Below are 26,449 nucleotides of genomic sequence, written 5' to 3'. Positions count from 1 at the left end.
AAGCGCATCTTGCGATGCGCCCCAATATCCCTTCGCGGGGATAGCGGTCAACCGCCCAGGTACGCCTTGCGCACCTGGTCGTTGACCAGCAAGTTGGCGCCCGTGTCCTGCAGCACGACGCGGCCGTTCTCCAGCACGTAGCCGCGGTCGGCCACGCCCAGCGCCTTGTTCGCGTTCTGTTCCACCAGGAATACCGTCACGCCCTGCTCGCGGATCTCGCGGATGATGTCGAAGATCTGCGCGATCACCAGCGGCGCCAGGCCCAGGGTGGGCTCGTCCAGCAGCAGCAGGCGCGGACGCGTCATCAACGCGCGGCCGATCGCAAGCATCTGCTGCTCGCCGCCCGACATCAGCCCGGCCCGCTGGCTGGCCCGCTCCTTCAGGCGCGGGAACAGGCCGTAGACGTGGTCGATACCCGCCTCGATCTCTTCGCGCTTCGAGAAGAAGCCGCCCATCTTCAGGTTCTCGGCCACCGTCAGGTCCTTGAAGACCCGCCGCCCTTCGGGCGAAATGGCGATGCCGCTGCGCATGATGTGGTGCGTGTCCTTGTGGGTGATGTCCTCGCCCTCGAACGTGATCCGGCCTTCCTTCGCGCGGGGGTTCCCGCAGACCGTCATCAGCAAGGTCGTCTTGCCGGCGCCGTTGGCGCCGATCAGCGTGACGATCTCGCCCTGGTTCACGTCCACCGACACCCCGTTGAGCGCCTGGATGGCGCCGTAGTAGGTATGTATGTTCTCCAGCTTAAGCATCATTCCTCCCCGAGGTACGCCTTGATGACGCGCTCGTCGTTGCGCACCTGCTCGGGGGTGCCGGTAGTGATGGGCTTGCCGTGCTCCATGACGAGGATGCGGTCGGAAATACCCATGATCAGGCTCATGTCGTGTTCGATCAGCAGGACCGCCACGCCGAACTCGCGCCGCAGCTGGTCGATCAGCGATTGCAGGTCGCGCTTCTCCTGGGGATTCAGGCCGGCGGCCGGCTCGTCCAGCATCAGCAGGCGCGGCTTGGTGATCATGCAGCGGGCGATCTCCAGCCGGCGCTGGTGCCCGTAGGCCAGGTTGCCCGCCTCGCGGTTGGCGAACTCGCGCAGCCCCATGAAATCCAGCCATTGGGCCGCGCGCGAGAGCGCGTCGGCCTCTGACTGGCGATAGGACTTCAGCTTGAGCAGCCCCGGCAGCAGGCGCGATTCCACCTGGGTGTGCTGGGCCACCAGCAGATTCTCCAGCACGGTCAGCTGCTTGAACAGCCGCACGTTCTGGAACGTGCGGACCAGGCCATGGCGCGCCACTTTGTGGCTGGGCAGGCCGGTGATGGCCTGGCCGTCCATGATGATCTCGCCCGCCGTCGGCGAATAGAAGCCGCCCACGCAGTTGAATACCGTGGTCTTGCCGGCCCCGTTGGGGCCGATGATGGCGAAGACCTCGTCGGATTTGACTTCGAACGCCACGCTGTCCACGGCCAGCAGGCCGCCGAACCGCATGGTGAGCCCGGAAACTTTCAGCAATGCCTCGCTCATTTGGCCAGCTCCACGTGGGGACGCTTCATGGGCAACAACCCCTGCGGACGCCACATCATCATCAACACCATCACCAGACCGAACATCAGCATCCGGTACTCGGCGAACTCGCGCGCCAGCTCGGGCAGCACGGTCAGCAGGATGGCAGCGAGGATCACGCCTACCTGAGAACCCATGCCGCCCAGCACCACGATGGCCAGGATCAGCGCGGATTCGATGAACGTGAAGGACTCCGGATTCACCATGCCCTGGCGCGCCGCGAAGAACGCGCCGCCAAAGCCGGCAAACATGGCGCCCAGCGTGAACGCGGACAGCTTGATGCGCGTGGGGTTCAGGCCCAGCGAACGGCAGGCGATCTCGTCCTCGCGCAGGGCTTCCCAGGCGCGGCCGACCGGCATGCGGATCAGGCGCGTCGACACGAACAGCGTCACCAGCGCGAGCAGCAATGCCATCAGGTACAGATAGATCACCATGTGCTGGTTCTGGAAGGTCCAGCCCATGAATTCATGGAACGTGGTGCCTCCCTCCTCGCTGGCGCGGCGCGTCATTTCCATGCCGAACACCGTAGGCTTGGGAATGCCGGAGATGCCGTCGGGGCCGCCGGTCAGCGTGTTCAGGTTGATCAGCAGCAGCCGGATCATCTCCCCGAAGCCCAGCGTCACGATGGCCAGGTAGTCGCCGCGCAGCCGCAGCACCGGAAAGCCCAGGATGAAGCCGAACAGCGCCGCCATCGCGCCCGAGAACGGCAGCGCCTCCCAGAAGCTCCAGCCGCCCCAGTGGTACAGCAAGGCGTAGGTATAGGCGCCCACGGCATAGAAGCCGACGAAGCCCAGGTCCAGCAGGCCGGCGAAGCCGACGACGATGTTCAGGCCCAGGCCGAGCATCACGTAGATCAGCACCAGCGTGGCGATGTCCACCGAACTGCGGCCGGCGAAGAACGGCCAGATCACCGCGATCGCCAGGAGCAGCAGCGCCAGCGGCTTGTGGGTCTTGACCGGCGCGGCCGGCAAGGTGGGCAGGCCCGTCTTCAGTTTCTGGAACGGCTTGGCGATCCAGGGCCGCAACAGCTGGAACACGAACACGATCGCGGCGGCGATGGCCACCAGCGACCAGTTCGTCTCCATGCTGGTGCGCGCGCCCTGGCGGATCAGTTGCAGACCGAAGACCGGGGTAACGATGACCGCCGTCAGCACGGCCGCCATCGCGGCGTTTTTCAGGTTGTTGTTCGACATCAGACTTTTTCCACCTCAGGTTTGCCCAACAGCCCGGTGGGACGGAACAGCAGGATCAGGACCAGCAGCGAGAACGCCACGATGTCCTTGTACTGCGACGAGATATAGGCTGCCGCGAACGTTTCGGCCAGGCCCAGCAGCACGCCGCCCAGCATGGCGCCGGGGATGCTGCCGATGCCGCCCAGCACCGCCGCCGTGAAGGCCTTGATGCCGGCCAGAAAGCCGATGAAGGGATTGAGCTTGCCGATGGTGATGGCGATCAGCACGCCGCCCACCGCCGCCAGGATCGCGCCCATCACGAACGTGAACGAGATCACGCGGTTGGTGTCGATGCCCAGCAGGTTCGCCATGTGCATGTCCTGCGAGCAGGCGCGCGAGGCGCGGCCCATGCGGGAATACTTGATGAAGAGCGTGAGCGCGATCATCAGCGCCACCGTGACCAGAATGATCATGATGCGCGAATACGGCACGGTGACATCGAAATCGGAGCCCATGTGGAACTGCCAGGCGCCCGATACCAGCGAAGGCACGGCCATGTCGCGCGCGCCCTGGCCCAGGGCCACCCAGTTCTGCAGGAAGATCGACATCCCGATGGCCGAGATCAGCGCCACCAGGCGCGGACTGCCCCGCACCGGGCGATAGGCGACGCGCTCGACGGAAAAGCCGTAGATGCCGGTAACCACGATGGCCACGACCAGCATCGCCGCAATGATGAACGGCATCGGCAACCCGCTGTTGGTGCCGATGGCGGTCAGGGTGACCAGGCCGACATAGGCGCCGATCATATAGATTTCGCCGTGAGCGAAGTTGATCATACCGATGATGCCGTAGACCATTGTGTAGCCGATGGCGATCAACGCGTAGATCGCGCCCAGAGACAATCCATTGAAGAATTGCTGGGTAAGTTGGGGTATGAGGTCAGACATTATTTCTCTTGCTCCAAATAGTTCCGGCTCCGGTAGAGAGACCCGGAGCCGGAAACCTGGGCGTATTTTATAAGGGCCTGTCACCGGCTCCTGCCGGCCGCACAGCGCTTTTGGCGCATCGCTACGCGGATTACGGCAGAACGAGGACGACAGGCCCTACACGCCGGCGAGCCGCCGGCGGGATCGCGAGTTTACAGCTGGGTCTTCTTGCCGTTCTTATCCCACTTGTAGACCGCGAACTCGAAGTTCTTCAGATCGCCCTTGGCGTCGTACTCGACCTTGCCGATCCCGGTGTTGAAGGCCGTCTTGTGCATGTAGTCGGCCACCTTGGCGGGGTCCTCGCCCACCGCGTTGATGCTGTCCGCCAGGATCTGCACGGCGGCGTACGCCGGCATCTGGAAGGCGCCATCCGGATCGCGCTTGGCGTCCTTGAACGCCTTCACGATGCCTTCGTTGCCGGGCAGCTTGGTGAAATCGGCGGGCAGCGTAACCAGCAGCCCTTCGATGGCCGGACCGGCGATCGCCACCAGGTCCTGGTTGGCAGTGCCTTCGGGGCCCATGAACTGGACCTTCAGGCCCTGCTCGCGCGATTGGCGCAGCAGCAGGCCGAGCTCGGGGTGGTAGCCGCCGAAATAGACCAGGTCCACGCCCGCCGACTTCAGCTTGGTGATGATGGCCGAGTAGTCGCTGTCGCCGACGTTGATGCCTTCGAACATCGCGACGTTCACGCCGTCCTTGGCCAGGGTGTCCTTGACCTGGGTGGCGACGCCCGAACCGTAGGTCTGCTTGTCGTGCAGCACGGCGACCTTCTTGGGCTTCAGCGTCTTGGCGATGTAGTTGGCGGCGTACGGGCCTTGCTGGTCGTCGCGGCCGATGGTGCGGAAGAAGAAGTGCGGCTTGATCGTGTCGGTGACCAGCGGCGAGGTGGCGCCAGGGGTGATGCCCACGATGCCCTCTTCCTCGTAGACCTTGACGGCGGCCACGGTCACGCCGGAGCACGCATGGGCCACGGCGAACTTGGCGCCGGAGTTGACCACGCGGTTGGCGGCGGGCACGGCCTGCTTGGGTTCGCAACCATCGTCGATGAGGATGGGCTCGAGTTTCTTGCCCTTGACGCCGCCCTTCGCGTTGATGGTTTCGATGGCGGTCAGCGCGCCGGCCTGGATCTGGTCGCCGTACTGCGTATTGGGACCCGTCATGGGCTGGGGAATGCCGATTTTGATCGTGTCGGCTGCGTGCACGGCGCCGGCCAGGGCAAGCGCCCCAAGCGCGACGGCTACCGGGGTAAGACGATGCAGAAACTTCATGCGGAGTTCTCCAGCGAGGTTTTGAGCGGCTCTGTTCGACGCGGCTTATCGGGTGGGTATCCCGTAATCCGTATCGCCCGTCGCCGGCTTCTTGGGCAAAAATACGGTGTGGGCGGTATTCTGGAAGCAAGGCGCCATACTGTCACTGCGTGTAATCCCCAATATTTTGAAGACCGCCTTTAATCGTGACGCATTGCCTCCGCAAGCCCGTGAAATCACTGGAGAATTCGCAAATAAACCTTAATTCCGCGCTGGCGCGCCACAAGGACTTGTGCTTGGCGATTTATATGCGCGGGCATTAATACGCCGTTTAAGTACGCATTTAAATACAGTACTTACGCAGGCCTTACGGATAATCATTATTTGCCTGCGGGTATGCGTGCCAGACGTTTTGTTTTCCGGCCCCGGCATCGCCTTGCGCCGGACGCCCGGGCGCGTTGCCCCGGGCATGCGCGCGGCATCAAACGCTGGCCGGCTTGGCCAGGTTCCACATCAGCGCCCGGAACGGCGCCAGCATGCTCACGTTGACGGCCAGCTTGATCGCCAGGTCGCCCATCATCCAGGTCACCCACGGCGCGCCCGTGGCGGCGAAGGCCACGCTGAAGAACACCGCCGTGTCGAGCACCGCGCCCAGCGTGCCGGACACGAGCGGCGCGCGCCACCAGCGCTGGTCGCGCAGGCGGTCGAATACCTGGATATCCACCAGTTGCGCGCAGATGTAGGCAAGGCCGGACGCCAGCGCGATGCGCGGCGAGGCCACCCACACCGACACAACCAGCGCGGCGGCGAAGCCGAACCAGGCGACCCGGCGGGCGGCCGCCGGCCCGAAGCGGCGGTTCAGCAGGTCGGTTACCAGGAAAGCGACTGGATACGACAGCCCGCCCCAGGTCAGCCAATCGTTCAGCGGCACCTGGACGAGGATGTTGGAGCCCACCACCACCAGAAGCATGCACAGCACGGCGATGCCGAACTGCGCGCGGCTCATCGGCTGATAGCGTCTTGCCGCCGCCATCATTTGCCGAACTCCTCCGCCAGCTCGCGGGAACGCCGCGCGGCGGCGGCCATGGCCTCCTCCACGATGCCGGCAAAGCCCGCGGCGCCGAACGAGTCCAGCGCGGCGGCGGTGGTGCCGCCCTTGGAAGTGACGCGTTCGCGCAAGGTCGACAGCGGTTCCGAGGACTCCGCCGCCAGGCGCGTCGCGCCGGCCAGCGTGCCCAGCGCCAACTGTTTGGCCTGCTCGGCCGTCAGGCCGACCTTCTGGCCGCCGGCGACCAGCGCCTCGAGGAACAGGAACACATAGGCCGGACCGCTGCCCGACAGGGCCGTAACGCCGTCCAGCGCGGCATCCCCGTCCACCCAGACCACGCTGCCCACGCTGGACAGCAGCCTGGCCGCCAGTTCGCGGTCGGCCTCGCCCACGCCATCCAGCGCGGCCAGGCCCGTCATGCCGGCGCCCACGAGGGCCGGCGTGTTGGGCATGCAGCGCACCAGGCGGTTGAACGGCGCTTCGGGCGTGCCCAGCCAGGCGGCCAGCGTGTCGGCCCGGATACCTGCCGCCACGCTTACCACCAAGGTGTCTTCGCGCAACCACTGACGCGTGGAAGCCACAACGTCTTTCATGTTCTGTGGCTTGACAGCGAAAACCCATACCCGGCAGCGCGCCAGGGCCTCGTCCGGGGCCGTGGCGGTGGTCATGCCGCGGGTCTTCCAGGCGGCGTGCGCATCCTGGTTAATGTCAATGACATGAATGTTGCCGGCGGCGCATACTTTGCCCGCCAGACCCGATGCCAGGGCGGCCGCCATATTGCCGCCACCAATGAACGCAATCGAAAGTTCGTTTTTCATAGCCAGCGATTGTAAACGGTAGTTCCCGTAGGGAGAAAAAGGAAAAATGTTCGTTCGCGCCTAAAACGCGCAATTTGACAGGCGTTTAGACTGATGTGAAAGTCACGGTTTTGTCACAAACAATTCATAAGGTGTCGTGTTTTCCGCGCCCGGACACCCCGGCTGCAACACGCCCAACCTGGAGGAACCTCACTATGCGATCCCACCGTATTGCCTTAACTTTTGCCGCCATCATGACGGCTTTCGCAGGCGCCTCCGCGCATGCCGCCACCGAGATCCAGTTCTGGCATTCGATGGAAGGCGCCTTGGGCGACCGCGTGAACGGGCTGGTCGACGAGTTCAACAAGAAGAACCCCGATTACCAGGTCAAGGCAGTTTACAAGGGCAACTACGGTGAATCCATGAACGCCGGCATCGCCGCGTTCCGCGCCGGCAACGCGCCCGACATCCTGCAGGTCTTCGAAGTGGGCACCGCCACCATGATGTACGCCAAGGGCGCCATCAAGCCGGTGCAGCAGATGTCCGAGGAAGTCGGCAACCCGATCGATCCGAAGGAATTCATCGGCGCCGTGGCCGGCTACTACTCCTCGGCCGACGGCAAGCTGGTGTCGATGCCCTTCAACAGCTCGACCGTGGTGTTCTACTACAACAAGGACGCCTTCAAGAAGGCCGGCCTGGACGCCGACAATCCTCCCAAGACCTGGGAAGAGCTGGCCGCCGCCGGCCAGAAGCTGAAGGCCGCGGGCCAGGAATGCGGCTACACCACTTCGTGGCCGTCGTGGGTGCAGCTGGAAACGTTCTCGGCCTGGCATAACGTGCCGTACGCCACCAAGGACAACGGTTTCGGCGGCCTGGACGCGCGCATCGCCATCAACACCCCGCTGCACGTGCGCCACCTCGACAACCTGGCCAAGCTCGCCAAGGACGGCATCTTCATGTACGGCGGGCGCGGCGACGAACCGAACTCGCTGTTCATCAGCGGCAAGTGCGCCATGATCACGGGCTCGTCCGGCCTGCGCGCCAACATCGCCAAGAACGCCAAGTTCGAATTCGGCACCTCGACCCTGCCCTACTACGCCGACGTCAAGGGCGCTCCTCAGAACACCATCATCGGCGGCGCCTCGCTGTGGGTCTTCGCCAACAAGAAGCCGGAAACCTACAAGGGCGTGACCGCGTTCTTCAAGTTCCTGGCCAGCCCGGAAATCGCCGCCCGCTGGCACCAGCAGACCGGCTACGTGCCCGTCACCAAGGCCGCCTACGAGCTGACCAAGAAGGAAGGCTTCTACGACAAGAACCCGGGCACCGAAGTCGGCGTCAAGCAGCTGAACGTTGAAACCACCGCGCAGTCGCGCGGCCTGCGCCTGGGCTTCCTGCCGCAGATCCGTGAAATCGAGGACGCTGAAATCGAACGCATCGTTTCGGGCAAGGTCTCGGCCAAGGACGGCGCCGAGAACATCGTCAAGCGCGGCAACGAGCTGCTGGAAAAGTTCGAGAAGAGTGTAAAGTAACGCCCTTCCCGTTACGCTGAAGCGTCCTTGTCAATCGGCATTTTCCATGCTGTGACAAGGACTTGGCATGTTCAGCGCAAGGCTTAAGGCCCTGGTTTTTTTGGGGCTTTAAGCCTATCGTATTTTGCGAAGGCGGTTTCAGGCGGCGGTGATTCAACCGCCGCTTTTCTGTACCTTGGGTTCCCCCTATGGAAAAACGCGTTGTATTCGGGCACAAGACCTTGCCCTATCTGCTGCTCCTGCCGCAGATCATCATTACCGTGGTCTTCTTCTTCCTGCCCGCCGGACAAGCCATGTGGCAGTCCATGCGCCTGGAAGACGCCTTCGGCCTGTCCTCCGAATTCGTCGGGCTGGACAACTTCATCGACCTGTTCTCGCAACAGGCCTACCTGGATTCCTTCCGCGTCACCGCCGTCTTCTCCGTCCTGGTGGCGGTCGTCGGCCTGGGCGTGTCCTTGCTGCTGGCCGTCATGGCCGACCGCGTCATCCGCGGCGCCGGGCTCTACAAGACGCTTTTGATCTGGCCCTACGCCGTGGCGCCCGCCGTGGTCGGCGTGCTGTGGCTGTTCCTGTTCTCGCCCTCCGTCGGCATCCTGGCCGTGGCCCTGCGCCAAGCCGGCGTCGACTGGAATCCGCGCCTGGACGGCAACCAGGCGATGCTGCTGGTGCTGATCGCCGCGGTATGGAAGCAGATCTCGTACAACTTCCTCTTCTTCCTGGCCGGCCTCCAGTCCATCCCGCGCTCGCTCATCGAAGCCGCCGCGATCGACGGCGCCAGCCCCTCGCGCCGGTTCTGGAGCATTGTCTTTCCGCTGCTCTCGCCCACCACGTTCTTCCTGCTGGTGGTCAACATCATCTACGCCTTCTTCGATACCTTCGCCGTCGTGGACACGACGACGCAGGGCGGTCCGGGCACCGCGACCTCAATCCTGGTCTACAAGGTGTACAGCGACGGCTTCCGCGGCCTGGATCTCGGCTCGTCCGCGGCCCAGTCGGTGGTGCTGATGTTCATTGTGATTGCCCTGACGGTCGTGCAGTTCCGCTACGTCGACCGCAAAGTGCAGTATTGATTTTGTCCGAGGCTAAAAACAATGGTTGAACGCCGTCCCTGGCTGGATATTCTGGCCCACTTCATTCTGCTTTGCGGCGTGGCGATGGTGGCATTTCCGCTCTACGTCACTTTCGTCGCGTCCACCCAGACCGCGCAGGAAGTGGCGTCAGCGCCCATGTCGCTCATTCCCGGCAAGCATTTCGTCGACAACTACATGCAGGCGCTGTTCGGCGGCTCGTCCGGCGGCTCCTCGGGCGCGCCCGTGGGCCGCATGATGTACGTCAGCCTGATCATGGCGCTGGCGATTTCCATCGGCAAGATCGCCATCTCGCTGCTGTCGGCCTTCGCGGTGGTGTACTTCCGCTTCCCCGGCCGCATGTTCTTCTTCTGGATGATCTTCGTCACGCTGATGCTGCCCGTCGAAGTGCGCATCGCGCCCACCTACAAGGTGGTGGCCGACCTGGGGCTGCTCAACAGCTACGCCGGCCTGACCCTGCCGCTGATCGCCTCGGCCACGGCCACCTTCCTGTTCCGGCAGTTCTTCCTGACCGTGCCGGACGAGCTGATCGAAGCCGCGCGCATCGACGGCGCCGGCCCCGTGCGTTTCTTCCGCGACGTGCTGCTGCCGCTGTCCAAGACCAGCATCGCCGCGCTGTTCGTGATCCAGTTCATCTACGGCTGGAACCAGTATCTCTGGCCCCTGTTGATCACCACGCAGGAAGACATGTATCCCGTCGTCATCGGCATCAAGCGGATGATCAGCGGCGGCGACAGCGTGACCGAATGGAACATCACCATGGCCACCGCCATGCTCGCCATGATTCCGCCGGCGCTTGTCGTCATCCTGATGCAGAAATGGTTCGTCAAGGGTCTCGTCGACACTGAAAAATGACGTCCCCCCAGGCCGCGCCCGGGCGCCGGCCGCTCCCCGAACACGACTCCGAACACGAATAACACATGGCTACTCTCAGCTTCCGCAACGTCAAGAAAACCTATGCCGGCAACGTGCCGGTCATCCATGGCATCGACATGGACGTCAAGGACGGTGAATTCATCGTCATCGTCGGCCCCTCGGGCTGCGGCAAGTCCACGCTGATGCGCATGGTCGCCGGCCTGGAAACCGTGACCAGCGGCGACATCGTCATTGACGACAAGGTCGTCAACACGCTGGAACCCGCCGAGCGCGACATCGCGATGGTGTTCCAGAACTACGCGCTCTACCCGCACATGACCGTGTTCGAGAACATGGCCTACGGCTTGAAGATCCGCAAGTTCTCCAAGGACGAGATCAAGAAGCGCGTGGACGCGGCCGCGCAGATCCTGGAACTGGGCCATCTGCTGGACCGCCGTCCCCGAGCGCTGTCCGGCGGCCAGCGTCAGCGCGTCGCCATGGGCCGCGCCATCGTGCGCGAACCCAAGGTCTTCCTGTTCGACGAACCGCTGTCGAACCTGGACGCCAAGCTGCGCGTGGCGATGCGCCTGGAAATCATGAAGCTGCACCGCCGCCTGGGCACCACCAGCCTGTACGTGACCCACGACCAGGTCGAGGCCATGACGCTGGCCCACCGCATGATCGTCATGTACCAGGGCGTGCCCGAGCAGATCGGCACCCCGATGGAAGTCTTCGAAAAGCCCGCCTCGACCTTCGTGGCCGGCTTCATCGGCTCGCCTCCCATGAACCTGATGGAAGTGAACGTGGCCGGCGACGGCACGGTCCAGAGCCTGGACGGCATCGCGCTGGATATTTCGCCGCTGGAAGTGCCTGCGCAGGTCCGCGGCCGCAAGATCATCATGGGCATGCGGCCCGAACACATGCTGCTGAACACGCAAGGCGTGCCGGCAGAGGTGGAGATGGTCGAAACGCTGGGTTCCGAGCAACTGGTCCACTGCCGCTGCGGCAAGGCGACTCTGGTCGTGCGCTGCACGACGCGCCAGCTGTCGGAATCGTCGGCCAAGGTGGGCGCCCGCGTGAACGTCGGCTCCGACGGCCGCCACCCCCTGCACTGGTTCGAGCCCGACACCGGCCGCCGCGTGCAAGGGCTGTAGGGACCCGCATTTCCGAGGGCCGCGCCGCGCGCGCCCTCAGGCGGTTTTCCACGTCATCACGAAGCGCGCCCCGCCCAGCGGGCTGTCGGCAGCCCGCACCGAGCCGTTGTGCCAGCGCGCCACGCGGCTCACGATCGCCAGCCCCAGGCCGACGCCGCCCGTGCCCCGGTCGCGGCTCTCGTCCAGGCGGATGAAGGGCTCGAAGATGCGTTCGCGGTCCGAGGCGGGAATGCCTGGGCCATCATCGTCCACGATCAGCACGTACTCGCGCGCCGAGGCGCCGATCAGGCTGACCTGGACCAGGCCGTCGGCATGCCGGATCGCGTTCTGCAGCAGGTTCAGCAAGGCGCGCGTCATGTAGCGCTGATGCACGTGCACTTCGCGCACCTGGCACAGCGCCACCTCGCAGCGCACGCCCGAGACTTCGGCCTCGAACCCTGCATGCTGCACCACCGAGTCCAGCCAGCCGCGCGCGTCCTGCGGCTGCAGCGCGACCCCGTCGCCCTTGGGCTCCAGGCGGGCGTACATCAGCAGCTCCGAGGCCATTGCGTCCAGCTCGGCCACGTCGCTCTTCATTTCCTCGACCAGGCGCTTGCGCGCCGCCGGGTCTCCTTCCCGGTCGATCATGTCCAGTTCGAACGACAGGCGCGCGATCGGCGTGCGCAGCTCATGCGAGACGGCGTTGGTCAGGTCCCGCTGGTTGCCGATCAGCGCGCCGATCCGGTCGGACATCTGGTTGAACGTGTCGCCAAGGTTGCGGATGCTGGAATGGCGGGACAGGCGCGCGCGCGCCTGCAGGTCGCCCTGCCCCATGCGCTGCGCCGCCGTCTTCAGGGCCTCCAGGTCGCGCCAGGTGGGCAATGCCCACACCAGCATGAATGCGCACAGCAGCAGCGCCAGCGCCGAATACACGGCGGCCATCACCCAGGGCCCCACGGGCGGCTCCGGCGGCAGCCTGACCTCCAGCCATTGCTCGCCTGGGCCGGGCAGCGCCGCGACGAACGTCTGCATCTTGTCGCGCACGAAGAACGAGCCCGCGGCGATCTGGGCGCGCTCCTCTTCGTTCGCGCCGTAGCTGCCGGCCGGGGCCACTTTCAGGGCCAGCCCGTAATGGGGCGCCAACTGATCGCGGACATACGCCGCGCGCTCTGCCGGCGCGACGCGCCCCAGCTCCTGCACCAGGCTGTGGATCTGGCCTCGCACGGCTTCGCGCGTGTAGGCGTCGCTGACCGGCTCGAAAAAGTAGTTGGCGGACCGGTCCACCACTTCGTTCGAAATGACGAAACCCACCGCCAGCACCACGAACAGCCGCAGGACGAACCTAAGCATCGCCGCCCTCGTGCGCCGTGGGCGAGAACAGATAACCCTTGCCCCACACGGTCTTGATGCGCGCGGGATCCCGCGGGTCGTCGTCCAGCTTGCGGCGCAGCTTGCTGACGCACACGTCCACGCTGCGGTCCAGCCCATTGAACTCGATCCCGCGCACCGCGTTGAGCAGATCGTCGCGCGTGAGCACCTGGCCGGCCTGGCTGGCCAGCGCCCACAGCATTTCGAACTCCATCGTGGTCAGGTCGACCTCGGCCCCGGCATGGAACACCGCGCGGGCGCGCCGGTCGATCGCCAGCGGGCCGAACTCCAGGCGTTCCGGCGGCTCGTCCAGCTGACTGTGCCGGCGCAGCAGCGCGCGGACCCGCGCCAGCAGCACGCGCGGCTCGACCGGCTTGATGACGTAGTCGTCGGCGCCCGACTCCAGGCCCAGGATCTGGTCCAGGTCGTCCTCGCGCGCCGTAAGCATCAGGATGGGAGCCGAGGAAAATGCGCGCAGGTCCCGGCAGACCTGCAGCCCATCGCGCCCCGGCAGCATCAGGTCCAGGATGGTGATGGCGGGCTCGTGCCGGCGGAACGCCCCGACGGCCTGGTCGCCCCGATAGGCCTGGGCGACGTTGAACCCGTGCTGCTCCAGGAACTGCGCGATCAGCCGCGACAGTTTCGGATCATCTTCGACTAACAAGGCCTTGGTCATGGGAGTCCGGACAAAAAAGATCGATGGCGCCGCATTCTACGCGCGCGCAATGAAAAAGCCGGGCCGGAAGACAGTCGCTTCCGGCCCGGCCAGATGTTCGACGGCGGGCGGCTCGCGCCGCCGCCACGGGCCCCGAGCCCGCCTGGGATTACTTGTAGACGCTCTTGGAGCCGTCCTTGTGCCAGACGAACACGTCGAACTGGAAGTTCGTCAGGTCGCCCTGCTTGTTCCAGGACACCTTGCCGATCGGGGTATCGAAGGAATTGGCGTGCAGGTACTTGGCGACCTTGGTCGGGTCGTCGGTGCCCGCGCCCTTGATGCCGTCCGCGATGACCTGGGTGGCCGTGTAGGCCGTCATCTGGAAGGCGCCGCTGGCGTTGCGCTTCTTGGCTTCGAATGCCTTGACGATGTCGGCGTTGGCGGCGTTCTGGGTGAAGTCGGCCGGCAGCGTCAGCAGCATGCCTTCGACGGCGTCGCCGGCAATGGCGTTGATGTCCGGGTTGCCCGTGCCTTCCGGACCCATCCACTTGGCCTTCACGCCCTGTTCCGCGGCCTGGCGCAGCAGCAGGCCCATTTCGGGGTGGTAGCCGCCGTAATAGACGAAATCCACGCCCTGGCTCTTCAGCTTGGTGATGACGGCGGAGTAATCGCTGTCGCCCGCGTTGATGCCTTCGAAGATCGCGACGGGCACGCCGCCCTTCTCCAGGTCGTTCTTGACCGCGGTGGCGATGCCCTGGCCGTAAGACTGCTTGTCGTGCAGCACCGCGGCCTTCTTGGGCTTGATCTTGTCCAGGATGAACTTGGCGGCGGCGGGGCCTTGCTGGTCGTCGCGGCCGATGGTGCGGAAGATGAACTCGTAGTTCTTGCCGTCGGTCAGGGCCGGCGACGTGGCCGACGGGGTCACCATGACCACGCCTTCGTTGTTGTAGACGTCCGCGGCGGCGATGGTGGCGCCCGAGCACACGTGGCCCACGACGAAACCGATCTTGCTGTTCACGACGCGGTTGGCGGCGACCGGGCCCTGCTTGGGCTCGCAGCCGTCGTCGATCACCACGGTTTCCAGCTTCTTGCCATTGACGCCGCCGGCGGCGTTGATGCGCTCGATCGCCGTGTCGACACCCTCGCGGACCATATCGCCATACTGCGTGACCGCGCCGGTGGTGGGACCGACGACGCCGATCTTGATGGTCTGCGCCTGCGCTCCCGCGGCAAACGCCAAACCTGCGGCGACGCCCAGCGCGGCGATGACCGGGGTCAGACGGAATACTGGCTTCATGTTGGACTCCTCTAATGATTTGTAATCGTTAGTTTGTGCACCGAGCGGACGCCGGATCGTTTCCAGGCCCAGCACGCCTGCAGGACTGCCCATTGCACGGTGGTTCGGCCCTGGTCACGCCCGGTTGCATTGTGATTGCACGGCAAGCATACACTGAAAAATAACGGTTTTCGGGCCGGTTCCACGCCGACTTTGCGGCCATTTTCTTATTGCGCCGCCGCAATCGCGCGCTCATCGGCTTATACCCGGCGCCATATATGCAAAAGACGATTTATTCGTTTGCGTTACTAAGGCGCCGCGGCATCATGGCCGCCATGAGACTCCAACCGATCATCGTTCCCGGATGGAAAAACTCCGGACCCCAACACTGGCAATCCCGCTGGGCGGCGCTGCTGCCCCACGCGCGCCGCGTCGAACAGAGCGACTGGGAGCATCCGGCGCCCGCGGAATGGATCGCGGCGCTGGCCGCCGAAGTCAACCAGGCGCGCAGCCCGGTCCTCCTGATCGCTCACAGCCTGGGCTGCCTGATCAGCGCATCGCTGCCCGTGCCGCTGCGCGCCAAGGTCGCCGGCGCCCTGCTGGTGGCGCCCGCCGACGTCGAACGCGAGGGCGCGCCGCCGCCGCTCCGGGCCTTCGCGCCCATCGCGCGCCAGTCGCTGCCTTTTCAGAGCGTGGTGGTGGCCAGCGACAACGATCCGTACTGCCAGCTCGAGCGCGCCCGCGGCTTCGCCCGGGACTGGGGCAGCAGGCTCGTGGTGCTGGCGGGCGCGGGCCACATCAACGCCGACAGCGGCCTGGACGACTGGCCCCAGGGCCTCAAGCTCCTGGGCGCCCTGCGCCGCCGCGCAGCCTGGCGGGTGTCGCCGCCGCCCGAACGTATCGCGCCGATTCCGGCGCGTCCGCTGCCGCATCACGCGTGATCCCGCGCCCGCAAGGCCGATCATGACGTGTAAACGACCTGACAACCATGTAATAAGCCGTTCCAGCCCGGCGCGCGCCTTGCCGGCGCTCCTCCGTGCGCGTCCTGGTCCCGCCCCGGCCGACGCAACGTTGGTATTAATAATGTCGGGACTTGAAATATTTAGGGGCCACATGGCCCCTAGAATCCCCCCGACTTGAACGCTGCCGGCGGGCGCCGCAGCCTGCCACGGCCGTGCCCCGGTATGCACCGGGGCCTTCGCATGCCCAGCGCCTATCCGTCCGCGGGCCCGCCCGCCGGCCTTCCCTCTTGCAGCAGAGGCGCCTCACTACGCTGTCAACCAGCTCTTGCTAGAAGGATTTCACATGGCAAAGCGTGTTGCTCTCATTGGACTTTCGTTCCGATTTCCCAGCACCGACTCCGCCCGTTACTGGCCCGATCTTTTGCAGGGCCGCGACCTCGTCACCGAGATCGACCCCGGCCGGTGGGCCACGGACACCTATCACCATCCCCTGCGCGAACACCCCGGCACGTCCTATTCGCGCGCCGCGGGCTCGCTCGGCGACCTATCCGGCTTCGACGCCGCATTTTTCGGCATCTCTCCGCGCGAGGCCGCCCTCATGGACCCGCAACAGCGCATGTTGCTGGAACTGGCATGGGAAACCATGGAGAACGCGGGCGTAAAGCCTTCCAGCCTGCGCGGCAGCGATTGCGGCGTCTACATCGGCATCGCCAGCGCCGACTACTCGCACCGCGTGTCCGAGGACCTCGGCGTGGTCGACGCCTCGTTCGCCACCGGCAACGCCACCAGCATCGCCGCCAACCGCATTTCATACTTCTATGACCTGCGCGGCCCGAGCCTGGCCATGGACACCGCCTGCTCGTCTTCCATGGTGGCGTTCCACCACGCCTGCCGCGCCATCGAATCGGGCGAGATCTCGCAGGCGCTGGCCGGCGGGATCAGCCTGCATCTCCATCCCTACGGCTTCCTGGTCTTTTCCAAGGCCTCGATGCTGTCCCGCCAGGGCCGCTGCAACGTGTTCGACGCGTCCGGCGACGGCTATGTCCGCTCCGAAGGCGGCGGGCTGTTCCTGCTCAAGGATCTCGACCGCGCGATCGCGGACGGCGATCCCATCCTGGCTGTGGTGGCCGGCACCGCCATCAACACCGACGGCCGCAAGTCCGGCCTGACCGTGCCCAGCGTCGACGCGCAGGCCGACCTGCTGCGCAGCGCCTATGCCCGGGCCGGCATCAGCCCCGACGAGATCGACTACCTGGAGGCCCACGGGACGGGCACCCCGGTCGGCGATCCGATCGAAACGCGCGCCATCGGCGAAGCCCTGGGACGCCACCGCTCCGCGGGCCGGCCGCTGCCCATCGGCTCCGTGAAAAGCAATATGGGCCACCTGGAAGCCGCGTCCGGCGTGGCCGGACTGGTCAAGGCCGTGTACAGCCTGATGCATCGCCGCGTGCCCGCCACCATCGGCATCCGGGAACTCAACCCGGCGATACGCGCGCAGGAATGGAATCTCGACGTCGTGACGCAGACGCAGGCGCTGCCGGCCGCGGGCCGCCTCGTGATCGGCGTGAACTCGTTCGGTTTCGGCGGCGCGAACGCGCACGTGATTCTCAGCAGCCCCGAAACCGGATCCCATGCGCCGGCAGACGCTGCCGGCCCCGGCGAGGCCGCCGCATTTCCGCTCATCGTGTCGGGCCGCAGCTCCGACGCGCTGCGCGCGGCCGCGCGCGACATGGCGCGCCATCTCGAAGGACTTGATCGCGAGTCGCTCTACGACGCCGCCTATCAGTCGGCGCGCCGGCGCGACTGGCACGAGCACCGCGCCCTGATCGTCTGCCGCGACGATGGAGAGCATGCCTCGCGGCGGCTGCGGCGCTACGCCGACGGCGAAACCGGGCCGGACATCTATATCGGCGAGCAGCTGCCCGATGCCCAAGGGCCGGTTTTCGTCTATTCCGGCAACGGCTCGCAATGGGTCGGCATGGGGCGCCGCCTTCTCGCCGACGCGGACTTCCGCGCCGCCGTAGACGACGTCGACGCCCTGTTCGCGCCGCTGGCCGGCTATCGCCTGGCGGACGAACTGGCGGGCAGCCTGGACGGCGCGCGCTTCGCGCGCACGGAATACGCCCAGCCCGCGCTTTTCGCCCTGCAGGTCGGCGTCACCCGCATGCTTGCGCGGCAAGGCATCGAGCCCGCCGCGGTCATGGGACACAGCGTCGGCGAAGTCGCGGCGGCGTGGGCCTGCGGCGCGCTTTCGCTGTCCGACGCGGTGCAGGTGATCCATCACCGCAGCCGTTTGCAGGGCACGACCCTGGGCAGCGGCCAGATGAGCGCGGTGGGCGTCGACGGCGCCAGCGCGCAGGCATTGCTCGCCGAACTGGGGCTTGCGTCCGAGTTGTTCGTGGCCGGCTACAACAGTTCGCGCGGCGCCACGATCGCGGGCGACAAAGCGGCGTTGTCCCGCCTGGAAGCCGCGCTGCAGGCTCGCGGCGTGGCCAGCAAGCGCCTGGACCTGGAGTACGCGTTCCACAGTCCGGCCATGGACGCGCTGCACGCGGACCTGATCGCCGCGCTGGGCGCGCTGCGCCCCGGCCCCGCCCGCTGCCCGTTCTACTCGGCGGTGGAAGGCGCCGAACTGGCCGGAACGCAGCTGGACCCGGGCTATTGGTGGCGCAACATCCGCCAGCCCGTGCGCTTCGAGCAGGCGGCCTCGCGGGCCGTCCGGCAGGGCAATAACCTATTCATCGAAGTCGGCCCCCATGCCGTGCTGCGCGGCTACGTCAATGACGCGCTGAAGTGCGCCGAGCGCGCCGGGCGGGTCCTGGCCACGGCGACCCGCGGGGAAGACGATCCCGCCAAGATCCGCGCCGCCGCCGCGCAAGCCCTGCTGGCGGGCGCGGAACCGCGCTGGGACAAGCTGTTCCCCCGCCCGGGACGCTTCCACGCCCTGCCGGCGTACCCGTGGCAGCGCGAACGGCACTGGCACCCGGAAACGCCCGAGTCGCTGGGCCTGCTCCACCGCCATCGCGTGCATCCATTGCTGGGCTACCGTCTGGTCCAGCACGAGGCCGCCTGGGAAAGCCAGTTCGACACGCACGCCCATCCGGCTCTCGCGGACCACGTGGTGGGCGACGCCGTCGTGTTCCCCGGCGCGGGTTTCGCGGAACTGGCGCTGGCCGCCGCGCTGCAGCGGCATCCCGCCGCGCACGCCGAACTGGAGAATCTCGAAATCCATGCGCCGTTGCTGCTGGCGGCCTCGCCCTCCAAGCTGGCGCGCACCTCGATCGAACTCGACGACGGCCGCGTGCGCATCCGCGCGCGCGAGCTGGGCAGCGAGGACTCCTGGACCCTGCACGCCAGCGCGAGGCTGCTATCCGAGCCTTCGGATTCGCGGCTGCGCTCCCCGCTGGCCGCGCCGCCCGACCGCGCGCCGGACTTCCTGGCCGCCGAACACCAGATGCTCACGCGCGCCGTGGGCCTGAACTATGGGCCCGCCTACCAATTGATCGAGCGGGGCTGGCGAGTGGACGCCAGCACCGTGCTGGCCGTGCTGCGGCCGGCCGATGGCGAGGAGGCCTTCCACCTGGCCCCGGCGCGGCTGGACAGCGCGTTTCAGCTGGCCGCGCACCTGCTGAAGGACGACGCCGCCGCCCGCCTGGGGCTGGCATTCGTGCCGGTCCGCATCGGCAGGCTGTCGTTGAACGCGGATGCGCCAGCCCCGCGCTATGCGCAACTGCGGCTGCGGCGCCGGTCCGTCCACGCCCTGACGGTCGATATCTCGCTGTACGCCGATGGCGGGGAACCCGTGGCGGCGCTCTCCGAAGTCAGCCTGCGCAGCGTGCGCCTCCTGAAGGCCGCCGGGGACCGCCTTGGTTTCGTGGAAGAGGCCCTGACGCCGCGCCCGCGCGCCGGCGCCGCCTCCGGCACGCCGCTCCGCGGGCTGGGACAAGCCCTGTCCGACGCCCTGGAGCAAGCCTCGTCCGATCCCGGCTACGCGCGTTACGCCGAAGAAGCGGAGCCCCTGCTGGACGCCCTCTGCGAACGCTACGGCATCGAAGCCCTGCGCGCGCTGGCTGACGGACAGGGCCGGCTGGACGATGCCGCGCTGGCGCCGCAACGCGCCCGCGCGCCGGCGCTTTCGCCCTTCCTGGACATGCTGCTCCAGCGCGCGGAAAGCTCGGGTCTCGCGACCCGCGCCGAGGCCGGCTGGTCGCTGGCTCCCGAGCTCGCGGGCGAACCCACGGCCGCCGACATCTGGAACACGCTTGCGCGCGAGTATCCGGAACACTTCGGGCCGGCCCTGGCGGCAGGCCGGATCGGGCTGCACCTGCCCGCGATGCTGCAAGGGCTGCGCGCGGCGGATGATGCCGCGGCTTCCCAGTTCACCCACCGCGACCTCGCCCGACACCTTCTCGCCGCGCCCGCCCGCCAGCAGCTCGCCCGCGCGCTGGGCGGCATCATCTCGGCCGCGCAGGACGCCCTGCCCCCCGGGCGCCGCCTGCGGCTCCTGGAGGTCGGCGCCCATGCCCCGTGGTTCGGCGCCGATTGCTGCGCCGCCCTGGACTTCAGGCGCGCCGACTACCGCTATGCCGCGGCGGACGACGATAGCCGCGAGGCCGCGGCCGCCCGGCTCGCGGACTATCCGGATGCGTCGATCCGGCTGATCGGCGATCCGGACGATGACGCCGGCGCCGCGGATGCGACGGTGGACCTGGCCATCGTGCAATGCAATTTCGGCAGCCTGGCGGACGCGCGCGCCGCGCTGCATGACGCCCGCGCCCGCCTCGCTCCCGGCGCCGCGCTGATCCTGGTGGCTCACCATCCCGCGCGCTGGGCCGACTTTGTCTTCGGCACGAGTCCCTCCTGGTGGATCGACGCCGTGGACGGCGGCAAGCTCTCCATGCAGCAACCTCCGGCGTTCTGGCGCCAGGAGCTGCAGGCCCTGGGCTGCGCCTGCGAACCGGCGCTGGAACTGACGCCGGGCGCGATGGCCGGCGCCTATGTGCTGCATGCCCGTGCCGGCGAACTGCCCGAGACGGCGCCCGCCGATCCGCGGCCGTCCGTCCGGGCCGAGCGCTGGCTGCTGCTGGCGGACAGGTCGGCGCCGGGCGCCGCGCTGGCGACCTCGCTCACCCGAGCCCTGCGCGACAGCGGCTACGAGGCGACGCACCTGCCACTGGATGCTGACGCCTCCGCCGACACGCTGCCCGCGCTGGCCCTGTCGGGCACGTATGAGCACGTGGTGCACGCCGCCGGGCTGTACGCGGAGGACGGCGCGCCCGCGCGCCGCTGCGCGCTGGCCGCGGCGGCCTTGCGCGCTTGCGAACGCCAGGGCCAGCCCGCCACGCTGTGGCTGCTGACCGCCGGCGCCCATCCCCCGCCGGGCGCGCCCGCGGGCGGCATACCCAATGCCACCGGCGCGGCGCTGGCCGGCTACGGGCGAAGCCTGATGAACGAAGCGTCCTCCGTCACGGTGCGCCTGCTGGACCTGCCGGCCGCCGCCGACGCCGCGCCGCTGGACGCAATCATGAGCGAATTGCGCGAGCCCGACACGGAACAGGAACTCGTGCTCGCGCAGGACGGGGCGCGCTACGCGCCGCGCCTGCGCGTGGCGCCGCGGCCCCTGCCCGCATCGGCGTCCGCGCCGGACCTTCGCGCGCGCAGACTGGGTTTCGAACTGCCGGGCCAGTTGCGCAATCTGCGCTGGGAATCCCACGACCGCCGGCCGCCGGCCGATGACGAAGTCGAAGTGCGCGTGCACGCCACGGGCCTGAACTTCCGCGACGTCATGTACGCCCTAGGCCTGCTCGCCGACGAAGCGCTGGAAAACGGCTACGCGGGACCGACGCTGGGACTGGAGTTCGCCGGCACGATCGTGCGCTGCGGCGCCGCGGTCGCCGGCTACGCCCCGGGCGACACGGTGCTGGGCTTCGGCCCCGCCAGCTTCGGCGACCACGTCACCACCGGGACCACCGCCGTGGCTCCGATCCCCGAGGGAGTATCCTTCGAAGCCGCCGCCACCATCCCCAGCACCTTCTTCACCGTCTATTACGCGCTGCACCACCTGGCCAGGCTCGCGCCGGGCGAGAAGGTCCTGATACACGGCGCCGCGGGCGGTGTCGGCATTGCCGCCATCCAGTACGCGCAATGGCGCGGCGCCGAGATCCACGCCACCGCGGGCACCGAGGAAAAACGCGATTTCCTGCGCCTGATGGGCGTTCAGCACGTCTATGATTCCCGCACGCTCTCGTACGCGGAGGAGATCCTCGCGCAGACCGGCGGACGCGGCGTGGACGTGGTGCTCAATTCGCTCGCGGGCGAAGCCGTGCGCCGCAACCTCGACGTCCTGGCGCCGTTCGGCCGTTTCCTCGAGCTGGGCAAACGGGACTTCTACGAGAACACCCGCATCGGGCTGCGCCCCTTCCGCAACAACATCAGCTACTTCGGCATCGACGCGGACCAGTTGCTGGCCGGGCGCCCCGAACTCGCGCGCACGCTTTACGGCGAGATGATGGCGCTGTTCGGCGAAGGCGCGCTGCGCCCGCTGCCGCAGCGCATCTTCGACGCCCGCGACATCGTCGACGCCTTCCGCTACATGCAGCAATCGCGGCAGATCGGCAAGGTGGTCGTGACCTACCGCCGCGGCCTGCCCGAAGCGATAGAGGACGGCCCGCGCGCCGCCCTGGCGCTCGGAGCGGATGGCAGTTATCTCGTCACGGGGGGCCTGTCCGGCTTCGGGCTGCGCGCCGCGCAATGGCTGGCCGACAAGGGCGCGCGCCACCTGGTGCTGATCGGGCGCGCCGGCCCGGCCTCCGAAGAGGCGCAACAGGCCGTGGCCGCGCTGCGCGCGCGCGGCGTCTCGGTCATGGCCCAAGCCTGCGACGTCACCGACGCGGGCGCGCTGGAGGCCCTGCTCTCGACGGTGCGCGCAGCGCTTCCGCCCCTGCGGGGCGTAATCCATGCCGCGGCCGTCATCGAGGACGGGCTTGCGCAGGGCGCGGACGAAGCCCGGATCGCGAGGGTGCTCGCGCCCAAGCTGCGCGGCGCGGTCCTGCTGCACGAACTGACCCGCGATGACCCGCTGGACTGCTTCGTAATGTTCTCGTCCGCCACCACGCTGTTCGGCAACCCCGGCCAGAGCGCCTACGTGGCCGCCAACGCCGGCCTGGAGGCGCTGGCCAGATTGCGCCGTTCGCAAGGCCTGCCCGCCACCTGCCCGCGATGGGGCGCCATCGACGACGCCGGCTACCTGGCGCGCAACGAACAGATCAAGCAGGCGCTCCAGCACCGCATGGGCGGCTCCCCCACCTCGGCCGAGGTCGCGTTAGCGGCCCTCGAGGACATGCTGCTCTCCGGAGCCGGCGACCTGGGCGTGCTGGAGCTGGACTGGCATGCGCTGGCCCGCCATCTGCCCTCCTCGGCGGCGCCTCGCTACGCCGATCTGGCCCGCCTCGCGGGCGACGCCCGCGACGAAGGCAGTTCCGCCGACGACCTGCTGGCGCAGCTCGCCGAACTGGACGACGCCGAACTCGCGCCGCGCATCATCGAGCTCCTCAAGCAGGAGGTCAGCGAGATCCTCCGGGTTCCCGCCGACAGGATCGATCCCGGCCGCTCGCTGTACGATATCGGGCTGGATTCGTTGATGGGCGTCGAACTGGTGGTGGCGCTGGAAGGCCGTTTCGGCATTCGCCTGCCGGTCATGGCGCTGAGCGAAAGCCCGACGCTGGACAAGCTGAGCGCCCGCCTGATCCTCGCCCTGCGCGGCGACGCCCGCCACGATGGCGGCGACGCCGACGGCATCGCCACCCACATCGAGCGCCTCGCGACCCAGCACGCCCAGGAGGTGGCGCCCGAGGATATCGACGCGATCACCCGCCGCGTCCGCGCAAGCCAGGCCGAAGCCGGGCAAGGACTGGCCCAATGACGCGCGACGCCACCACGGACAAGCGCCGTCCCGGCCTCGCCGCCGGCATCAAGCAACGGCTCATCCAGGACGCCCTGCAACGCAAGCTCAAGAGCGCGGGCCGGCAGCCCGCCGCCGCGGCCGCCAGCGGCCAGGACGTCCCTGAACAGCACTACCGCTTCGCCCTGCATCCGGGCTACCAGCAACTGCGCATCATCAGCGAAGGGGCCGCCAGGCTGGGCGTGAGCAGCCCCTTCTTCAAGCTGCACGAAGGCAACGCCGGCGCCTCGACCCGCATCGCGGGCGACGCCTATCTCAACTTCGCCAGCTACAACTACCTGGGCCTGTCGGGCGACCCTGCCGTCAACGAAGCAGCCAGGCTCGCCATCGACCGCTACGGCACGTCGGTCTCGGCCAGCCGCCTCGTCTCGGGCGAGCGCCCCGTGCACCGGGAGCTGGAAGAGGCCTTGGCCGCGCTGTACGGCGTGGATGCCGCCGTCACCTTCGTGAGCGGCCACGCCACGAACGTATCGACGCTGGGCATGCTGTTCGGGCCGAACGATCTGATCGTCCATGACGAGCTGATCCACAATAGCGTGTTGCAGGGCATCCAGCTTTCCGGCGCCAAGCGCCTGTCCTGCCCCCACAACGACCCCGGTGCGCTCGACGCGCTGCTGCGCGCCCATCGGCGCGACTTCGAACGGGTGCTCGTCGTCCTGGAAGGCCTCTATAGCATGGACGGCGATTATCCCGACCTTCCCCGCTACGTCGAGATCAAGCGCGCCCATCGGGTCTTCCTGATGGTGGACGAAGCTCACTCGCTGGGCGTGATGGGGCCGCGCGGCCATGGCATACGCGAACATTTCGGGCTGGACGGCTCCGACGTGGATATCTGGATGGGGACCCTCAGCAAGACGCTGGCGGGCTGCGGGGGCTACATCGCGGGCGAAAGCGCGCTGGTCGAGCACCTGAAGTTCCTGGCGCCGGGCTTTCTCTACAGCGTAGGCATGCCGCCTCCCGTTGCGGCGGCCAGCCTGGCCGCGCTGCGCCGCATGCGCGAACTGCCCGAGCGCGTGGCCGCGCTGCAGGCCCGCGGCGCCAGCTTTCTCGAGCGGGCGCGGCGCGCCGGCATCGACACGGGCACCAGCGCCGGGCTGGCCATCGTGCCGGCCATCGTCGGCAATTCGCTCCGGGCCGCGCGGCTCTCCGCCGCGCTGTTCGCGCGCGGCATCAACGCACAGCCCATCCTGTACCCCGCCGTCCCCGAGCAATCGGCGCGCCTGCGCTTCTTCCTGTGCAGCGAGCACAGCGAGGCCGACATCGCTTGCGCGGTGGACACCCTGGCCGAGGAGATGGAACGCCTGTAGGCGCCGCCCGCGGCTCAAGCCGCGGGCATCAATCCCATGCGAGCAAGAAAGGCCTGCCCGAGATCGCTGGCCGCCAGGGGCGCGGCCGGCGATCCCGCCGCGCGGTCGGAACGCCAGATCACATACTCGGTTTCTCCCGTGGGCGCGCCCAGCCTCCGGTACACGGTGGGCATGATGGGCACGTGGTCGCCGTAAATGCAAAGGCCCGCGGGACGCGGCAAGGCGGCCAGTGCCGACGCGAGCATCGCGAACATGGCGTCCGCGTTGCGCAGGTGGCGGCAATAGGCCACGAGATCCCGGCAGTCCGCCGGCAAGGGCTCGCGGCAGACGGCGGCTTCATCGGCCGCCTCCACGTGCTCCCAGTGCAGCGGCCCATGGTTCTCCATGGTGATGACGTGCACGTACAACGGCTGATCCCTTTCCTGCCGCAGCAGTCCGATCACCCGCGCCGCCACCTCCCGGTCGCCCACGTAGGGTGTCCCGGGCGCCCCGCCCTCGAAGGCGGAAATATCGATGAACTCGTCGAACCCGAGCAAGGGCAGCACCCGGTCGCGCCCATAGAACCCGCCATGATAGGGATGCACGCAGACCGTGCGGTAGCCCAGATCCCGCAGGTAGCCCGCAAGCGAGGCCACCCCGCTGCGCGCCAGGCGCCGGTACGGCTGATAGCGGTGCACGCCCTGCCGGCCGGCGTCCAGTCCCGACAGGAAGGCGAACTCCGTGCGCACGGTATTGGCGCCCCACGACGCCACCCGCAGCGGCCCGTGCGCGCATGCTTGCGCGCGCAAGGCGTCGAACTCCCCGAGCAGTTCCGGGCGCAGCTGCGGATACAGCCCGCGCGGATCGAAGAAGGACTCGCTCTGCACCGAAACCAGGTCCGGCAGCGTCTCCGGCCTTTCCGCGGGCGGAATGGAGAACGGCGTGGCCGGCGGCGCCTGCGCGCGCCGCTCGCTGCGGGCATAGCGCCACAGGGCCATGGCGAGGCCCAGACGGCGCAGGTCCTTGCGCGCGTCGAAGCTGATGCGCACCTTCCGGCTGCCGGCCGCGCCGGCCATCGCCGCGCCGCCCAGACCCACCGCCACGGCGCCCTCCCAGGAAGGCGCGGGGGCCTCCAGCAGCAGGCCCGCGGCCAGGGCCCCGCCGGCCCCCGCCGCAGCCGCCAGCGCCCGCCAGAGCCCCAGGAAGGGAAGATACAAGCGGGGATGGCGCAAGGCGTCCGTGAAATATTCGAAATCCGCCCACACGAAGGGTTCGCGCAGCGCCTGGTACTTGGCGTTGTTCACTGCCACGATCAGGCCCGCGGCGGCCAGCGCCAGCGCCGCCGCGAAGTACGGACGGCGCACCAGCGCCCACGCCAGGGCAAACGCCAGCATCCACAATCCCGCATGCAGGAACACGGCGCTGGCCGGCCTGCGCCAGGGAGGCCTCGGGCGCAGCGACAGGCAGGCCTCCAGCGCCCAGGACAGCGCCAGCCCTCCCGCCAGCGGCGCGCCGGCGGCCATGGCGAACTC

At 67.7% G+C, this 26,449-nt stretch carries 18 protein-coding genes; 7 read left to right on the top strand and 11 right to left on the bottom strand.

Going from position 1 to position 26,449, the window contains the following annotated elements; translation table 11 throughout:
- Positions 1-47: 47 nt before the first annotated feature.
- From ACN6PJ_RS02290 to proC, 7 genes are all read right to left on the bottom strand, one after another.
- Positions 48-749 (bottom strand): ABC transporter ATP-binding protein, encoded by a 702-nt coding sequence (locus ACN6PJ_RS02290; protein WP_427994459.1) that lies wholly within the window; start codon positions 747-749, stop codon positions 48-50.
- Entirely contained in the window at positions 749-1,516 is a 768-nt protein-coding gene (livG, locus tag ACN6PJ_RS02285; RefSeq protein WP_427994274.1) for a high-affinity branched-chain amino acid ABC transporter ATP-binding protein LivG, read from the bottom strand. Before livG ends, ACN6PJ_RS02290 begins: the two co-directional genes overlap by 1 nt.
- A complete protein-coding gene (locus ACN6PJ_RS02280) occupies positions 1,513-2,748 on the bottom strand; it encodes a high-affinity branched-chain amino acid ABC transporter permease LivM (protein WP_427994273.1) in 1,236 nt (411 codons plus the stop codon). The genes livG and ACN6PJ_RS02280 overlap by 4 nt, the downstream gene beginning before the upstream one ends.
- Positions 2,748-3,674: a high-affinity branched-chain amino acid ABC transporter permease LivH gene (gene livH / locus ACN6PJ_RS02275; RefSeq protein ID WP_427994272.1), complete on the bottom strand. Its 927-nt coding sequence runs from the start codon at positions 3,672-3,674 to the stop codon at positions 2,748-2,750. The genes ACN6PJ_RS02280 and livH overlap by 1 nt, the downstream gene beginning before the upstream one ends.
- A 191-nt stretch (positions 3,675-3,865) precedes the next feature.
- A complete protein-coding gene (locus ACN6PJ_RS02270) occupies positions 3,866-4,981 on the bottom strand; it encodes a high-affinity branched-chain amino acid ABC transporter substrate-binding protein (RefSeq protein WP_427994271.1) in 1,116 nt (371 codons plus the stop codon).
- 460 nt (positions 4,982-5,441) lie between these two features.
- Positions 5,442-5,996 carry a queuosine precursor transporter gene (locus tag ACN6PJ_RS02265; RefSeq protein WP_427994270.1) on the bottom strand — a complete coding sequence of 185 codons (555 nt, stop codon included), beginning with the start codon at positions 5,994-5,996 and terminating at the stop codon, positions 5,442-5,444.
- Positions 5,993-6,826, bottom strand: coding sequence for a pyrroline-5-carboxylate reductase (gene proC, locus ACN6PJ_RS02260; protein WP_427994269.1), 834 nt, complete (start codon positions 6,824-6,826; stop codon positions 5,993-5,995). Before proC ends, ACN6PJ_RS02265 begins: the two co-directional genes overlap by 4 nt.
- Positions 6,827-7,020: 194 nt before the next feature.
- Between proC and ugpB the strand changes: the two genes are divergently transcribed.
- The 4 genes from ugpB (at position 7,021) to ACN6PJ_RS02240 (ending at position 11,431) form a co-directional block, all read left to right on the top strand.
- Positions 7,021-8,334, top strand: a complete 1,314-nt coding sequence (ugpB, locus tag ACN6PJ_RS02255) for a sn-glycerol-3-phosphate ABC transporter substrate-binding protein UgpB (protein ID WP_427994268.1) — start codon at positions 7,021-7,023, stop codon at positions 8,332-8,334.
- A 188-nt stretch (positions 8,335-8,522) separates the two neighbouring features.
- Positions 8,523-9,404, top strand: coding sequence for a sn-glycerol-3-phosphate ABC transporter permease UgpA (gene ugpA, locus ACN6PJ_RS02250; RefSeq protein WP_427994267.1), 882 nt, complete (start codon positions 8,523-8,525; stop codon positions 9,402-9,404).
- Positions 9,405-9,425: 21 nt separating this feature from the next.
- Positions 9,426-10,277, top strand: coding sequence for a sn-glycerol-3-phosphate ABC transporter permease UgpE (ugpE, locus tag ACN6PJ_RS02245; protein WP_427994266.1), 852 nt, complete (start codon positions 9,426-9,428; stop codon positions 10,275-10,277).
- Between the two features lie 65 nt (positions 10,278-10,342).
- Positions 10,343-11,431, top strand: a complete 1,089-nt coding sequence (locus tag ACN6PJ_RS02240) for a sn-glycerol-3-phosphate import ATP-binding protein UgpC (protein ID WP_427994265.1) — start codon at positions 10,343-10,345, stop codon at positions 11,429-11,431.
- Positions 11,432-11,467: 36 nt separating this feature from the next.
- On the opposite strand, the gene ACN6PJ_RS02235 is transcribed toward ACN6PJ_RS02240, so the two are convergent.
- The 3 genes from ACN6PJ_RS02235 to ACN6PJ_RS02225 all read right to left on the bottom strand — a co-directional run bounded on the left by ACN6PJ_RS02235 (position 11,468) and on the right by ACN6PJ_RS02225 (position 14,730).
- Positions 11,468-12,760, bottom strand: a complete 1,293-nt coding sequence (locus ACN6PJ_RS02235) for an ATP-binding protein (protein WP_427994264.1) — start codon at positions 12,758-12,760, stop codon at positions 11,468-11,470.
- Positions 12,753-13,454: a response regulator gene (locus ACN6PJ_RS02230; protein WP_427994263.1), complete on the bottom strand. Its 702-nt coding sequence runs from the start codon at positions 13,452-13,454 to the stop codon at positions 12,753-12,755. Before ACN6PJ_RS02230 ends, ACN6PJ_RS02235 begins: the two co-directional genes overlap by 8 nt.
- 148 nt (positions 13,455-13,602) lie before the next feature.
- Complete coding sequence (locus ACN6PJ_RS02225; RefSeq protein ID WP_427994262.1) at positions 13,603-14,730, bottom strand: branched-chain amino acid ABC transporter substrate-binding protein; 1,128 nt, start codon at positions 14,728-14,730, stop codon at positions 13,603-13,605.
- Between the two features lie 314 nt (positions 14,731-15,044).
- Between ACN6PJ_RS02225 and ACN6PJ_RS02220 the strand changes: the two genes are divergently transcribed.
- The 3 genes from ACN6PJ_RS02220 to ACN6PJ_RS02210 all read left to right on the top strand — a co-directional run bounded on the left by ACN6PJ_RS02220 (position 15,045) and on the right by ACN6PJ_RS02210 (position 24,938).
- Positions 15,045-15,650 (top strand): RBBP9/YdeN family alpha/beta hydrolase, encoded by a 606-nt coding sequence (locus ACN6PJ_RS02220; RefSeq protein WP_427994261.1) that lies wholly within the window; start codon positions 15,045-15,047, stop codon positions 15,648-15,650.
- A 364-nt stretch (positions 15,651-16,014) separates the two neighbouring features.
- On the top strand, positions 16,015-23,592 hold the full coding sequence (locus ACN6PJ_RS02215) for an SDR family NAD(P)-dependent oxidoreductase (RefSeq protein ID WP_427994260.1): 7,578 nt from the start codon (positions 16,015-16,017) through the stop codon (positions 23,590-23,592).
- Entirely contained in the window at positions 23,589-24,938 is a 1,350-nt protein-coding gene (locus ACN6PJ_RS02210) for an aminotransferase class I/II-fold pyridoxal phosphate-dependent enzyme (protein ID WP_427994259.1), read from the top strand. The genes ACN6PJ_RS02215 and ACN6PJ_RS02210 overlap by 4 nt, the downstream gene beginning before the upstream one ends.
- A 14-nt stretch (positions 24,939-24,952) precedes the next feature.
- Here the strand turns inward: ACN6PJ_RS02210 and ACN6PJ_RS02205 are convergent, their stop codons facing one another.
- Positions 24,953-26,440: an LTA synthase family protein gene (locus ACN6PJ_RS02205; protein ID WP_427994258.1), complete on the bottom strand. Its 1,488-nt coding sequence runs from the start codon at positions 26,438-26,440 to the stop codon at positions 24,953-24,955.
- Between the last annotated feature and the right edge of the window lie 9 nt (positions 26,441-26,449).

Source organism: Achromobacter sp., from assembly GCF_050285585.1.
In the GTDB taxonomy this organism is placed as follows: Bacteria; Pseudomonadota; Gammaproteobacteria; order Burkholderiales; family Burkholderiaceae_B; genus Achromobacter.
The sequence above is the reverse complement of the archived record's forward strand: the minus strand, read 5'-3'. Positions and strand labels throughout refer to the sequence as shown.

What these genes read in the sequence shown, in the direction of transcription:
- ACN6PJ_RS02215 (WP_427994260.1), top strand. Translation starts at nt 16,015, where the DNA reads ATGGCAAAGCGTGTTGCTCTCATTGGACTTTCGTTCCGATTTCCCAGC.
- ACN6PJ_RS02270 (WP_427994271.1), bottom strand. Translation starts at nt 4,981, where the DNA reads ATGAAGTTTCTGCATCGTCTTACCCCGGTAGCCGTCGCGCTTGGGGCG.
- ACN6PJ_RS02290 (WP_427994459.1), bottom strand. Translation starts at nt 749, where the DNA reads ATGCTTAAGCTGGAGAACATACATACCTACTACGGCGCCATCCAGGCG.
- ACN6PJ_RS02235 (WP_427994264.1), bottom strand. Translation starts at nt 12,760, where the DNA reads ATGCTTAGGTTCGTCCTGCGGCTGTTCGTGGTGCTGGCGGTGGGTTTC.
- ugpB (WP_427994268.1), top strand. Translation starts at nt 7,021, where the DNA reads ATGCGATCCCACCGTATTGCCTTAACTTTTGCCGCCATCATGACGGCT.
- ACN6PJ_RS02220 (WP_427994261.1), top strand. Translation starts at nt 15,045, where the DNA reads ATGAGACTCCAACCGATCATCGTTCCCGGATGGAAAAACTCCGGACCC.
- proC (WP_427994269.1), bottom strand. Translation starts at nt 6,826, where the DNA reads ATGAAAAACGAACTTTCGATTGCGTTCATTGGTGGCGGCAATATGGCG.
- ACN6PJ_RS02230 (WP_427994263.1), bottom strand. Translation starts at nt 13,454, where the DNA reads ATGACCAAGGCCTTGTTAGTCGAAGATGATCCGAAACTGTCGCGGCTG.
- ACN6PJ_RS02280 (WP_427994273.1), bottom strand. Translation starts at nt 2,748, where the DNA reads ATGTCGAACAACAACCTGAAAAACGCCGCGATGGCGGCCGTGCTGACG.
- ACN6PJ_RS02240 (WP_427994265.1), top strand. Translation starts at nt 10,343, where the DNA reads ATGGCTACTCTCAGCTTCCGCAACGTCAAGAAAACCTATGCCGGCAAC.
- livG (WP_427994274.1), bottom strand. Translation starts at nt 1,516, where the DNA reads ATGAGCGAGGCATTGCTGAAAGTTTCCGGGCTCACCATGCGGTTCGGC.
- ugpA (WP_427994267.1), top strand. Translation starts at nt 8,523, where the DNA reads ATGGAAAAACGCGTTGTATTCGGGCACAAGACCTTGCCCTATCTGCTG.
- ACN6PJ_RS02205 (WP_427994258.1), bottom strand. Translation starts at nt 26,440, where the DNA reads ATGGCCGCCGGCGCGCCGCTGGCGGGAGGGCTGGCGCTGTCCTGGGCG.
- livH (WP_427994272.1), bottom strand. Translation starts at nt 3,674, where the DNA reads ATGTCTGACCTCATACCCCAACTTACCCAGCAATTCTTCAATGGATTG.
- ACN6PJ_RS02265 (WP_427994270.1), bottom strand. Translation starts at nt 5,996, where the DNA reads ATGATGGCGGCGGCAAGACGCTATCAGCCGATGAGCCGCGCGCAGTTC.
- ugpE (WP_427994266.1), top strand. Translation starts at nt 9,426, where the DNA reads ATGGTTGAACGCCGTCCCTGGCTGGATATTCTGGCCCACTTCATTCTG.
- ACN6PJ_RS02210 (WP_427994259.1), top strand. Translation starts at nt 23,589, where the DNA reads ATGACGCGCGACGCCACCACGGACAAGCGCCGTCCCGGCCTCGCCGCC.
- ACN6PJ_RS02225 (WP_427994262.1), bottom strand. Translation starts at nt 14,730, where the DNA reads ATGAAGCCAGTATTCCGTCTGACCCCGGTCATCGCCGCGCTGGGCGTC.